This is a genomic window from Streptomyces sp. NPDC058008 (assembly GCF_042886395.1).
In the GTDB taxonomy this organism is placed as follows: domain Bacteria; phylum Actinomycetota; class Actinomycetes; order Streptomycetales; family Streptomycetaceae; genus Streptomyces.
Genome location: NZ_JBHVQX010000019.1, coordinates 40,468 through 52,796 on the forward strand (window position 1 = coordinate 40,468; position 12,329 = coordinate 52,796).

The following is a 12,329-nucleotide window of genomic DNA, read 5'->3' on the forward strand; positions in this document are numbered from 1 at the left end:
GGGGGGGCCGGCCCGGGGGGGGGGGGGGTACCGGGGCGGGCCTCCAACACCGCCCGCCTCTGGGCCGGGGGGGAACCGCCGCGGGGGGGCGGGGGGGGTGGTCGGCACCCGGCCCGCCCCCCCGTGCGTCCGCTAGCTCTCCGCCCGGTCCGCCTGCGGGTCCCGCTCCACCAGCGCCGTCTGTAGCAGCGTCGCCTTGTTACGGGCGATGTACCGGGCCCTGCCCGCCGGCAGGTTGCGCGGCTTGACGTTGCCGAACACGTACCCCTCGCCCGGCGGGCAGGACATCAGCAGGCCGGGGGTGTTGACCTCGCCCAGCCGTCGCATCAGCTGGTCGTTGAGGCCACGGCCGGCACCCGTGGCGGAGCGTGCGGTCACGACGTGCAGGCCGACCTCGTGCCCCAGCGCCAGGAACTCGAAGAGCGGCGCGAAGGGATGGTCGAAGGCGTTGCTGCCGCCCAGCATGTCGTAGTCGTCGACCAGGACGAACAGCCGCGGCCCCGCCCACCAGTCCGCCTTCCGCATGCGGGCGGGGCTGATGTCCGGTCCCGGCAGCCGTGTCTTCAGCGCCCGCTGGGACGCCTCCATCAGCTCCCCGAGCGCGGACAGGGACACGGCGTGGCCCAGGCGGTACTCCTCGGGGATGGCCTCGACCAGTTCCCGCCGGTAGTCGACCACCAGGATCCGCGCCTCCTGGGGCGTGTACCGGGAGGTGATCGCGGACGTCACCAGCTTCAGCAGGTTGGTCTTGCCGCTCTCGGTGTCGCCGACGGCCATCAGGTGCGGGGTGCGGCTGAAGTCGTGCCACACGGGGGAGAGCGTCTCCTCGCCGAGGCCCAGGGGGATCCGCAGGCCCTCGTCGCCCCCGGCGGCGGGCAGCGAGGAGGCCGGCAACCGGTGCGGCAGCATCCGCACCGCCGGCGCGGCGGGCCCGTTCCAGCCGTCCGAGACCCGAGCGACCAGGTCGGCGACCCCCTCGGTGAGGTCGTCGGCGCTGCCGCTGCCGTCCACCCGCGGCAGCGCCGACAGGAAGTGCAGCTTGCCCTCGACGGTCAGACCGCGTCCCGCGATGCGGGGCACGAGCGCCGCCCGCCGCACGTCGATCGCCGAGTCCATGTGGTCGCCGAGCTTCAGCTCCAGACGGGTCGCGATCTGGTCGCGCACCTGCGTCGTCATCTCCATCCAGCGGGCGGCGGTGATGACCAGGTGGATGCCGTAGTTCAGACCGCGTGCGGCGAACTGGCCGAACGTCGCGACATGGCTGTCGAAGTCCTGCCGCAGGGTCGCCCACCCGTCCACCACGAGGAAGACGTCGCCGTGGGCCTCCTCTGCGAACTCACCGGCCGCGCGCCGCCGCCGGTAGGTCGCCATCGAGTCGACGTTGTGGTCCAGGAAGAGCTGCTCCCGGTGGTTGAGCACCGCCGTCACCTCGGCGACCGTACGGCTGATGCGTTCGCCGTCCAGCCGGGAGGCGACCCCGCCCATGTGCGGCAGCCCGGCCAGCCCCGACAGGGTGCCGCCGCCGAAGTCCAGGCAGTAGAACTGCACTTCACGGGGGGTGTGGGTGAGCGCCAGGGAGGCGATGAGGGTACGCAGCAGCGTGGACTTCCCGCTCTGCGAACCGCCGGCGATACCGACGTGGCCCTCCGCGCCCGACAGGTCCACCACGAGGGGCTCACGGCGCTGCTCGAAGGGCTTGTCCACCAGGCCCACCGGCGCCTTCAGCAGCCCGGACCCCGGCCGACGGGCCGCCGTGAACCCGAGCTCCGGATCGAGCACGGGCCGTGGCAGCAGCTCGTCCAGCGAGGACGGCAGGCCCAGCGGGGGCAGCCACACCTCGTGCGCCCCCGGCCCCGCGTCCCGCAGCCGGTCGAGTGCCACCGACAGCAGGCTGTCACCCGAGTCCCTCTCCTCCTCGGCCGCGGGTTCGGCGACGGCGGGCCCGGCCGCCGAGCGCGGCACCACGTATCCCGAGGTCCACGGCACCACCTGGCTGGCCGCACGGGCCTGCACGACCGCCCCGCCCCGCTTGCGGTACCCGCCCGACACATAGGCCGCGCGGAAGCGGGTCAGGGCCTCGACGCCGCTCTTGAGATACCCGCTGCCCGGCTGCGAGGGCAGCTGGTAGGCGTCCGGTACGCCGAGCACGCCGCGGCTCTCCATCGCGGAGAAGGTCCGCAGACCGATGCGGTACGACAGATGGCTCTCCAACTGGTGCATCCGCCCCTCGTCCAGGCGCTGCGACGCCAGCAGCAGATGGACACCCAGCGACCGCCCCAGCCGCCCGATCATGACGAACAGCTCCATGAACTCCCGGTGCGCGGACAGCAGTTCGCTGAACTCGTCGACCACGACGAAGAGGCTCGGCAGCGGAGCCAGCGGGGTGCCCGAGGCCCGGGCCTTCTCGTAGTCCAGGGCCGAGGAGTAGTTGCCCGCCGACCGGAGCAGCTCCTGGCGGCGGATCAGCTCGCCGTGCAGCGCGTCCTGCATACGTGCGACGAGCGCGACCTCGTCCGAGAGGTTGGTGATCACCGCCGAGGTGTGGGGGAGCTCGTCCAGGCCCAGGAAGGTCGCCCCGCCCTTGAAGTCGACCAGGACGAAGTTGAGGGTCTCGGAGGAGTTCGTGAGGGCGAGCCCGAGGACCAGGGTGCGCAGCAGCTCGCTCTTGCCGGACCCGGTGGCGCCGATGAGCATGCCGTGCGGACCCATGCCGCCCTGCGCCGACTCCTTGATGTCCAGCTCGACGGGGAGACCGTCGCTGCCCACCGCGATGGGCACCCGCAGCCGGGACGCGCCGTCGGCACGCTGCCACAGCGACGCGGGCTCGTGCCGGTACAGGTCGGGTATGCCGAGCAGTGACGTCAGTTCGGTGTCCGCGGCCAGCGGTTCGGCCGCCGAGGCCGCCAGACGCATCCGGTACGGCGCGACCATCCTGGCCACCGCCTCGGCCCCGGCCGGCCCCATCGCGTCCGGCCGGCCGAGGAACGTCGTCCGCTCCTTGCGGGAGCGGTCGGTGCGCACCAGGCTGACGCGGTCGGGCCCGACGTCGAGGCGCAGGGTGGCGCGCCCCGGGCGCCACTGCAAGGTGTCCGCGAGGTCGACGACCACCGCGTTGCGGAAGCCCTGGCCGTCCATGCGGTGTCCGGCGGGCACGGTCACCCCGTCCAGGACGACGACCGTGTACGGCTCCTCCCGCCCGGGCGGCACCTCGGGGTCGAAGGCGGGACGCTCACCGAACTCGGCTCCCAGCAGGTCCTCCAGATCACCGAACGCGGAGGCCACCATCCGTGCCGGGCCCGCGCCGTCCACCTCCTGGGGGTGGTGCCCGTGCGGCAGCCACTTCACCCACTCCCAGTCGGCCCGGTGCTCGTCGGAGGCACACACGACGATCCACACCTCCTCCGGGGCGTGGAACACGGCCAGCTGCGTCACCATGGCGCGTACCAGGCTCCGCCGCGCGGACTCGTCGCCGCGTATCAGCACCCTCGCCCACGACCGCAGATACACGGCCACCGGCTGGTCCGGCACCGTGCTGTAGGCACGTATGAAGCGCCGCAGCGCGTGTGCCGACAGCGGATCGAGGTCCTCCACCGGCTTCGTGGACAGCGGTGTCAGCTTCATGGCCAGCTGCTGGTCGCCGACGGCGATCCGCACCTCGCCGAAGTCCTCGTCCTTCACCCGGCGTTCCCACAGCCGGGTGGTGCGCACCATGGAACGCAGGGCCCCGGGCTCCGGGTGACGCCAGGCCAGGGCCCACTGCTGTTCCGTCACCGCCCGCCGGGTCTGCTTGCGGACCTGCCCGAGATACCTCAGATAGTCACGCCGCTCCCCCCGGAGCCGCTGCTTGCGCTCACTGGTGCGGCGCATGAACTGACCGATGATCATGGCGCCCGAGGCGAGCACCATCAGCCCCAGCGACAGATAGACGAACACGCCGTTCGACCCGCCCGGACGCAGGAAGATCAGCATCATGGAGACGGACATCATCGCCATCGGCATGTAGGTCCACACCGCGGTGTTGTCCGGGACCGTCTCGGCGAGGACCGGAGGCTCCTGGAGACTCAACTCCCCCTGGGGCATGTCCGGACCGCGACGACGTGCGGGACGGCGAAAAAGCACGGAACTCAACGAATCGGCTCCTTCGGGCGGCAGCCGGTGAGGTGTGTCACCGGGCCCGTTGGCGGAATGCGGGGGCTGTGAAGCCGGCCCGGCAGCAGGGGTACCCTGCACACCATAGACGGGTGTGTCCCACTCCGGTTCAGACACCTATGTGTCGGCCGGGTACGGCTCCTCACACCTGACTCCCTGATCACCTTCCGCGAAAGCGAATGTGCCGACCATGAGCGACACCTCGGTGGCCAGCCTGTGCCGCCTCACCGTCCGGGCACCCTCCAGGACCATCGACCTGGCCGTCCCGGTGGACGTACCGGTGGCCGACCTACTACCCACGTTGCTCAGATACGGCGTGGACGGCATGGAGGAGGAGGGGCTCGACCACGGCGGCTGGGTGCTCCAGCGCCTCGGCGGCCCCGCCCTCGACGACGAGGTCACCCTGGAGGTGCTCGGCCTCCGTGACGGCGAGGTCCTCCATCTGCGCCCGCGCGCCGAGACGATGCCCGAGGTACGCCTCGACGACCTGGTCGAGGGCATCGCGGACATCACCCGGGAACGGCTGCACGCCTGGACCCCGGAGCGGACCCGCCAACTGCTGCGCGCCCTGATCGTCTGTGTGCTCGTCATCGGGCTCGGCGCGCTCGCCTGGCCCGGCGGACCGGCCGCCCCCAGGGCGGCCACCGCGGGTGTCGCCGGACTGCTCCTGCTCGCCGGAGCCGCCACGGCCAGCCGGGCGGTCGGCGACGCGGCGACGGGCGCCGTCCTCGGCCTCCTGGCGACCCCGGCCCTCGCGCTCGCCGGCTCGCTGCTGCCCGACGGCGAGATCACCGGACCCCAGGCCTACCACGTCCTGGGCGCACGGCTGCTGGCCGCCGGAGCCGCCGGAGCCGGCGCTGCGGTGCTCGCCCTGGCCGCCGTCGCCGTCTACGCCCCGCTCTTCCTCGCCGCGGCCGCGGTCTGCGTGGCGGCGGCCGTCTCCGGGGCGATGATGAGCGTCTTCGACGTGCCCGTGGACAAGGCGGCCTGCGTGATCGCCGTGTGCCTGGTGGTCGTCGGAGGGTTCGTCCCGGCCATCTCCTTCAAGCTGGCCGGCATGCGGATGCCACCCCTGCCGACCAATCCCCAGCAGCTCCAGGAGGGCATCGACCCGTACGACACCCGGCAGGTGGCCACCCGGACGGAGCTGGCCGGCGGCTGGATGATCGCGCTGTACGGTGCGATCGGCCTCGTCTGCGCGGGCTGCCTGATCCCCCTGGTGCGGCGCCCCAGCCTTCCCGAGGCGCTGATCGCCGTCGTCCTCTCCCTGATCCTGCTGCTGCACGGCCGCGGCATGGTCAACGTGTGGCAGCGGCTCGCCCTGGCCGTCCCCGGCTCCCTGGGCGCCGCGCTGGTCCTCACGGGTGCCGGTGCCCGCCTCGCCGCCGGCGACCGTCCCGTGTTCGTCGCCGTCCTGCTCGGGCTGACCGCCGTACTCGCCGTCGTCACCTGGACCGTCCCCGGGCGCAGGATGCTTCCCTACTGGGGCCGCGCCGCCGAACTGCTGCAGTCCGCGCTGGCCATCAGCCTGCTGCCGCTCATGCTCTGGGCCATCGGGGTCTTCGGCGACCTGCGCGCCATCTCCGGCTGACCGCGACCATGCCGATTCCGAAGAAAGCCGCGAGGTAGGGCACCATGCAGTCCAAACGCGACCAGGTCCAGGCACACAGCTTCACCATGACACGGCTGACCGCCGGCATGCTCCTCGCGGAGCCCGACGCCCCGGACACCCAACTGGGCCGGACCACCCGGGGCGTGTTCATAGGTGTGCTCATCGCGGTGCTGATATCCGCCGGGGCCGTGGTGTTCGGGCTGATCTCGCCCGGCGGCAAGACCTCCTGGAAGACCGCCGGAACCCTCGTCGTCAACAAGGAGACCGGCGCACGCTACCTCTACGCCGACGGCAGGATCAGGCCGCTGCGCAACTACGCCTCGGCCCGGCTGATCGCCGGCAGCGGCCTCACCACCTCCACCGTCTCCACCGCCTCCCTCCAGGGCACACCCGTGGGACTGCCCATCGGGATCCCGGGCGCCCCCGAGGCGGTACCTCCGGCCGCGAACCTCGACCGGGGCACGTGGCTGGTCTGCTCCACCACCGGGGCCGGAACTCCGGGCGCGCACACCACCCTGGTCGCCGGGGCTCCCGTGGACGGCACCGGGCTGCGCTCGGGGGAGGCCTTCGTGGTCAAGGGCCCCGACCGCGCGACGTACGTCGTCTGGCAGGGCAGCCGCCTGCGGCTGGACAAGGAATCCGGGGCCGCCGTGTCGCTCGGCTACGGCTCGGTGACCCCCTGGCCGGTCTCCGCGGCCTTCCTCGACGCCCTCGTGGCGGGCCCCGACCTGGTGGCGCCCGAGGTGCCGGGCCGCGGCGCCCCCGGGCCGTCGCTGGACGGCACCCCGGGCACGACGGGCCAGGTGTTCCAGGCCGAGGTGCCCGGGTCCGACGAGCACCCGTACTACGTGCTCCGCCAGGAGGGACTGGTACCGCTGACCACCACTCAGGCCGCCCTCGTCCTGGGCGACCCCAGGACACGGGAGAAGGCGTACGGGGGAGAGAGGCCGCGAGCCGTGGCAGTGGGGGCCGACGCGCTGAAGCAGCACCTGGCACCCGGCGCCGAGGGCCGCTCACCGGCCTCCGAGGGCCTGCCCCCCACACCGCCGAAGTCGGTCGGCACCACGGCGGACCGGTCCGCGTGCGTCGGCGTCGAACCGGACGGGAAGGGCACGAAGGTCACCACGCTCCTCGCCCCGGCGGGCGCGCTCGCCCCGGCCGCCCAGCCGCCCGCGGACACCGAGCCGGCCTGTCTGAAGGTGGACGCCGTCGTGGTGCGGCCGGGCCACGCGGCACTCGTCCGGGCCCTCGGAGCCGGCGGCACGGCCGTGGGGACCACGACCTATCTGGTGGACGACACCGGTACCAGGTACCGGGTACCGACGGCGAAGGCGCTCACCGCCCTGGGGTACACCGAGGGCCAGGTCACGTCGCTGCCGTCGCCGCTGCTCTCGATGCTGCCCGCAGGACCGGATCTGGACCCGGACGCGGCCACCGGCGCGGCACGGTCCGTCACCACACCCGCACACTGCGGGAAGGCCGGGTAGCCGGGAGGGGGAGAAGTTGCACGGGCCACATGTGAATGGGCCATGTGTGACACATGCTGCCGGTAACGTATGTGTCGAGCCCGGGGTTGCCGTCCGCCCTCGCAGCCGTCACACATGCGTCCAGCGCCGGAACCTGGCGAACACCCGTCGAACGTACCAATGGAGAGGCTGAGCATGCCGGAGAACAACATCCGTACCGGGGATGAACAGGCCACACGTAACGGCATCCAGGCCCTGGAGTCCGCCTTCACCGGGGTCCTGAGGTCCCGCCAGGACGTGGAGGCCATGCGCAACAACCTGAGCGCGGGGTACAAGGGATCCGACGGCGGCCTGTTCCAGCAGCTCATCGCCGACTGGGAGGGCCAGGCCGAGAAGATCCTCCGCGGCCTGCGCGAAGTGATCAACAGCCTCAACACGACCCTGACCGCGATGAACGAGAACCAGGGTTCGTCGAACGAGGCCATCAACAACGCCTACAAGCAGTCGAACGACCTCTTCAACCAGCTGACGGGCAAGCACTGAGCCCCGGCCGGACCCCGCTCCCCGCCCACGCCATCCACCGAGAAGCCACGAGGTCATCATGAGTTTCACCGACGGCGAGATCTACGTCTCCTACGACCACATGCAGAACGCGGCCGACGACATGATCCACCAGACCAAGGCCATCCACCAGACCCTCGTCGACCTCGACGCGGAACTCCAGGCGCTGAAGAACTCCTGGAACGGTGAGGACAAGAACATGTACACGAGCAAGCAGGAGGAGTGGAACGGCGCCGTCGGCGCGATGAACGACCTGCTGGTCAAGAACGCCCACCTCCTCACCGAGGTGTCCGGCAACTACCAGTACACCGAGCGGTCGCTCAACCAGATGTGGTCCGACGTCAAGGTCATCGGCTGACACCGCACGCCCCACGGGGCCGGGCGGCCTCCCGGGCGGACCGGCCCCGCCCGGCCCGCCCGCGCCGTTCCCCCAGCCCGCTCGCCCCACCACCACCGGAGGTCTCATGGGAAACCTGACGCATCTCGACGGGAAGTCGTTGCAGACGTTCATCGAGACGGATCTCAAGGACTTCGTGACGCAGACGCAGAACATCCGCAACGACAAGCCCGACACGTCGGACGGCCGCCCGGCGGGCAGGGCCCTCAAGAGCCTGATCGACGGCTCGACCACTCCCGAGACCCTCCAGCAGAACCAGTTCCTGGCACTCGGCCCGATGGTCGCGAACGACCTGACGCACGGCAAGGGCCTCATCGAGGCCACCACCAGGTCGGCCAAGTCCATCGACGGGATCCTGGAAGCGCAGCAGCGGCTCTTCCGCGACATCGAACGGGACTTCAGGCAGACGCTGAAGGTCATGGGAGCCACCCAGAGCGACAACATGACCGAGATCAACGCCCAGAAGATGCTCGACATCTTCGAGGACGTCGACAACGACCTGGGCCCCTCGGGCAGCAAGTCGGCGACCGGCCTCTGAGGGAAGCGGCCTGGGCGCACCGTCCGGCCGGCCCCGTCGTCCCCCTCCCCGTCCGCATCCTCCCCACCCCCCCCCCACAACGGAGTTCGCCCATGCCCTCCCAGGCCGATGCCGATGACTACTGGGCCCAGGCTGTCAGCCTCTACACCGGTTACCCGATGCCCAGCCGCAACGCCCTCTTCGACAAGCTGAAGAGCAAGGACGGAATCCCGCTCATGCGGGTGCGCCTCAAGGAGCACGTCGCCCGGTCCGTCGACAAGGACGACTACGCCGCCTCCTCCGGATGGCACGCCTCGCACGGGGAGGACTACCGGCTCGCCTTCTACACCCACCACGGCAAGAAGGACGTCAGCCTCTTCACGGCGGACATCAACTTCATCAGACCCGTCATGGACTCCGACGGCAACACCCATCTGATGGAAGGGGGAGCGACACGGGACGGGGGCACCGCCAAGGGGCAGGACGGCGAGGATCTGGACGACGGTGATCTCTGGAAATACGTGTCCGCCCCCAAATCCGTCCTCAACGCACTGACGCAGAACTACCGGACCACGCACTTCTCCTACGGCGGTGTGAGCGTCGCCGACGCCGACGCCGTCGATCTCCTCTCCTTCGACCGGATGGCCGAGTCCTTCGACCGGGCCGCCAGGTTCTTCAAGGACCAGATGAAGGTGCTGACCGACTGGAACGAGCAGCTGGGGGGCGAGAAGGCGGCGTGGAAGGGCGAGTCCGCCGACGTGGTGCGCAGCCTCATCCAGACGCTGAGCAAGAACTACGAGAACTACGTCGACCAGATGGGCGGGGCCGAGTACCGGTCCGGCCACGTCATGCTCGGCAAGCACGAGCCCACGTCGAACTACTCCGACATGCTCTTCCAGGCGCAGTGGGACCTCCACTTCGAGGCGAAGGTCATGGAGTCCGCGTGGCTGAACTGGGCCAACTCGGGAGAGCACGATCCGTACCGGGCGCTGCTCGAGGAACTGGACGAGCTGAGCCGGTGGATCATGCAGAACAACGTTCCGTACGTCCTGGTGAGCAACGACAGACACCTGCCACCGGGTACGGGTGACGAGGAGGACCTCTGGCTCCAGAACCATCAGAGGAACTTCGACACCGCCCCCGGTTTCACCGACAACCCGGGATTCGGCGCGCTCGACGACATCAACGTCTGGAAGACGATCGGCGAGCGCGCCGTCGCACGCTGGAACACCAACGTGGACGGCTATCTCGTCGAGGCGGCCAAGCAGTCCCTGTCCAGGATCGGGGCGGGCTGGAACACCGTCTCGCAGGACCTGGGCCAGGAGGTCACCACCAAGCACCAGGAGAGCCTTTCCCAGAACTACGGGAAGAAGGAGGCGGCGAGCGAGAAGGAGGCCGCGGACGAGGCGAGCAAGAAGAGCCAGGAGGCCTGGCAGAGCCTCAACAGCAACCTCGCCGACTCCAACAAGAACAACAAGGGCCTGTTCGACGGCCTGAACAACAACCTCGCCGACTCCAACAACAACCAGAAGCAGCTCAACAGCAGTCTGAGCGGACTCGGCGACAGCGTCGGAGAGGGCCTGAACAACGGCCTCAGCGGCCTGGGAGACAGCTTCACGCAGAGCCTCAACCCGGGAGGGCTGAACCTCAGCGGCGGCGGAACCACCTCGCCCCTGGACCTCACCGGTGACGGGGGCACCTCCCCGCTGAACACCGGCCTGGGCGACACGTTCGGCGACTTCGGCGCCACGGGACCGGGGACCGGTACGGCGGACACCGGCACCACCCTTCCGCTCAACAACCTCTCCGGCCTCGTCCCGAACCTGAACACGGGCACCGGCACGTCCGGCGTCACGACCCCCCTCAACCCGGACTCCGGATCGCTCATCGACGGCGGACCGCACCTCGACGCCGACGGAAACCTGGTGCAGACGTATCCGGACGGCACCACCACGGTGTTCGACCCCGACACCGGACACCTGGTGTCGACCGCCCCGGACGGCCACACCACCACGACCCAGCTGAACCCCGACGACGTCATCACCAACCCCGACGGAAGTCACACCCAGCTCAATCCGGACGGCACCCTCACGACGGAGTTCGAGAACGGCACCACGACGGTGTTCGACCCGTCCGACGGCACGCTGCACACCACGAAGCCGGACGGCACCGCGACAACGGCCCAGCTGAACAAGCCGATCGACCTGCCCGGCCTGACGGGCGGCGGGTCCGGCACGTCGTACGGCGGCACCTCACCGCTGAACAACGGGGCGCTCGGCGGAGGCACCGGGTATGCCGATACGGACACGGACTACCTGGACTACGACAGCACACCTTTCTCAGGAGGTACGCTGGGCGGAAACATAGGTGGTTACGGCCCCACCGCGGCGAACACCTCCACATCACCTGCAGGGGGCACACCTCTCAACCCCGGATTCGGGCAGGGCGGTGCCGGGGCGGGTGGCGCGGGCGCGGGCGGGGCGAACGGGGAACGTGTGCGTACGGTGCTCAACGACGCGAGCGGCCCCTCCGCACTGCGACGAACCGGTTCCGTGGCGCCCGGTATCGACGGAGAGGCCATGCCCTTCCGTCAGAACGGCACCCAGACCACCAGTTCCCCCATGGGAGGCGCACCGATGGGCGGTGCGCAGGGCGGTCAGGCCACCGAGAGCGGGGAACGTCAGCGCACCAACTGGGTCGAGGAGGACGAGGACGTGTGGGGCACCGAAGAGGGCGGGACACCGGCGGTGATCGGATGAACGGGACGGAGAACAACGGCGGCTCACGCGCCCGGGCGGCGGAGTCGCCCGACGCGGCCGTCGCGGCGAACCCCTTCACGGAGTCCCTCAGCCGGCGTCTGGAGGAGACCCTGGCCGAACTGGACGTGGTGACCACCGGCCTGGCCAGGGCCAAGGAGCAGCTGCGCGAGGCGACCCACGTGGTGCGCTCCCGTGACCGGGTCGTGGAGGCCACGGTGGGCTCCCAGGGGCAGCTGATCGAGCTGCGGTTCCTCGACAACAAGTACCGCACGATGAGCTCGACCGAGCTCGCCGCGTCCGTACTGGAGGCGACGACGCAGGCGCGTGACGCGATGTCGCGTCATGTGATGCGGACGATGCGGCCGTTCACCGAACCGCGTGCCGGCATGCCCCGCATGGAGGCCTTCGACGTCGACTGGGCCGACGTCTTCGGGCCCGCCGTGCTGGAGGACCCGGCGGGCCCGCCCGCCCGGAAGGGCCGGGGGTCCCTGCGGGACGAGATCCACGAGGACGGGGAGGAGTAGGAGCCATGGGAGACGTCTTCGCGGCGAGCCCTGGGGACATCCAGAGGGCGGCGCGTATCCAGGCCGAGATCCTGGACATCGTGAACAACAGCGTGCGTGACTTCCACGACGACGCGGCCCGGAGCGCCGGCTGGGTGGGCCGCGACGACTCGATGGCGAGGGAGCTGGGTCCGCGCGACGCGAAGGAGCGCGAGGGCTCCGAGGAGACGGGCACGGCGCTGATGGAGGCGATCGCCGGCATGGCCCGCGTGCTCAGCGTGAACGGCCACGTCATCCAGGGTGCCCAGAACGCCGCCTTCGAGGCCATCGGCGAGCAGACCTCCAAGAGCGGCAGGCACTGAGCT

Annotated in this window: 9 protein-coding genes; 8 read left to right on the forward strand and 1 reads right to left on the reverse strand. The window is 70.6% G+C overall.

Annotated features, from left to right (window positions below):
* Positions 1-132 precede the first annotated feature (132 nt).
* A complete protein-coding gene (eccCa, locus tag ACFVS9_RS20470; RefSeq protein ID WP_389934174.1) occupies positions 133-4,080 on the reverse strand; it encodes a type VII secretion protein EccCa in 3,948 nt (1,315 codons plus the stop codon).
* A 259-nt stretch (positions 4,081-4,339) separates the two neighbouring features.
* On the opposite strand from eccCa, the gene eccD reads away from it, so the two are divergent.
* The 8 genes from eccD (at position 4,340) to ACFVS9_RS20510 (ending at position 12,326) form a co-directional block, all read left to right on the forward strand.
* Positions 4,340-5,740, forward strand: a complete 1,401-nt coding sequence (gene eccD, locus ACFVS9_RS20475) for a type VII secretion integral membrane protein EccD (protein WP_383116944.1) — start codon at positions 4,340-4,342, stop codon at positions 5,738-5,740.
* A gap of 44 nt (positions 5,741-5,784) precedes the next feature.
* On the forward strand, positions 5,785-7,248 hold the full coding sequence (gene eccB, locus ACFVS9_RS20480) for a type VII secretion protein EccB (RefSeq protein WP_383116943.1): 1,464 nt from the start codon (positions 5,785-5,787) through the stop codon (positions 7,246-7,248).
* Between the two features lie 174 nt (positions 7,249-7,422).
* Positions 7,423-7,770, forward strand: a complete 348-nt coding sequence (locus ACFVS9_RS20485) for a hypothetical protein (RefSeq protein ID WP_383116942.1) — start codon at positions 7,423-7,425, stop codon at positions 7,768-7,770.
* Positions 7,771-7,828: 58 nt separating this feature from the next.
* A complete protein-coding gene (locus tag ACFVS9_RS20490; RefSeq protein WP_383116941.1) occupies positions 7,829-8,146 on the forward strand; it encodes a WXG100 family type VII secretion target in 318 nt (105 codons plus the stop codon).
* A gap of 106 nt (positions 8,147-8,252) precedes the next feature.
* Positions 8,253-8,723 carry a type VII secretion system-associated protein gene (locus ACFVS9_RS20495; protein WP_383116940.1) on the forward strand — a complete coding sequence of 157 codons (471 nt, stop codon included), beginning with the start codon at positions 8,253-8,255 and terminating at the stop codon, positions 8,721-8,723.
* A gap of 92 nt (positions 8,724-8,815) precedes the next feature.
* On the forward strand, positions 8,816-11,461 hold the full coding sequence (locus ACFVS9_RS20500) for an AAWKG family protein (RefSeq protein WP_383116939.1): 2,646 nt from the start codon (positions 8,816-8,818) through the stop codon (positions 11,459-11,461).
* Positions 11,458-11,985 carry a YbaB/EbfC family nucleoid-associated protein gene (locus ACFVS9_RS20505; protein WP_389934180.1) on the forward strand — a complete coding sequence of 176 codons (528 nt, stop codon included), beginning with the start codon at positions 11,458-11,460 and terminating at the stop codon, positions 11,983-11,985. Before ACFVS9_RS20500 ends, ACFVS9_RS20505 begins: the two co-directional genes overlap by 4 nt.
* A 5-nt stretch (positions 11,986-11,990) precedes the next feature.
* Positions 11,991-12,326 (forward strand): hypothetical protein, encoded by a 336-nt coding sequence (locus tag ACFVS9_RS20510; protein WP_389934183.1) that lies wholly within the window; start codon positions 11,991-11,993, stop codon positions 12,324-12,326.
* Positions 12,327-12,329 lie beyond the last annotated feature (3 nt).

Bases quoted from the DNA above. Each gene is read 5' to 3' on its own strand.
- eccCa (WP_389934174.1), bottom strand. From the start codon at position 4,080: ATGCCCCAGGGGGAGTTGAGTCTCCAGGAGCCTCCGGTCCTCGCCGAG.
- eccD (WP_383116944.1), top strand. From the start codon at position 4,340: ATGAGCGACACCTCGGTGGCCAGCCTGTGCCGCCTCACCGTCCGGGCA.
- eccB (WP_383116943.1), top strand. From the start codon at position 5,785: ATGCAGTCCAAACGCGACCAGGTCCAGGCACACAGCTTCACCATGACA.
- ACFVS9_RS20485 (WP_383116942.1), top strand. From the start codon at position 7,423: ATGCCGGAGAACAACATCCGTACCGGGGATGAACAGGCCACACGTAAC.
- ACFVS9_RS20490 (WP_383116941.1), top strand. From the start codon at position 7,829: ATGAGTTTCACCGACGGCGAGATCTACGTCTCCTACGACCACATGCAG.
- ACFVS9_RS20495 (WP_383116940.1), top strand. From the start codon at position 8,253: ATGGGAAACCTGACGCATCTCGACGGGAAGTCGTTGCAGACGTTCATC.
- ACFVS9_RS20500 (WP_383116939.1), top strand. From the start codon at position 8,816: ATGCCCTCCCAGGCCGATGCCGATGACTACTGGGCCCAGGCTGTCAGC.
- ACFVS9_RS20505 (WP_389934180.1), top strand. From the start codon at position 11,458: ATGAACGGGACGGAGAACAACGGCGGCTCACGCGCCCGGGCGGCGGAG.
- ACFVS9_RS20510 (WP_389934183.1), top strand. From the start codon at position 11,991: ATGGGAGACGTCTTCGCGGCGAGCCCTGGGGACATCCAGAGGGCGGCG.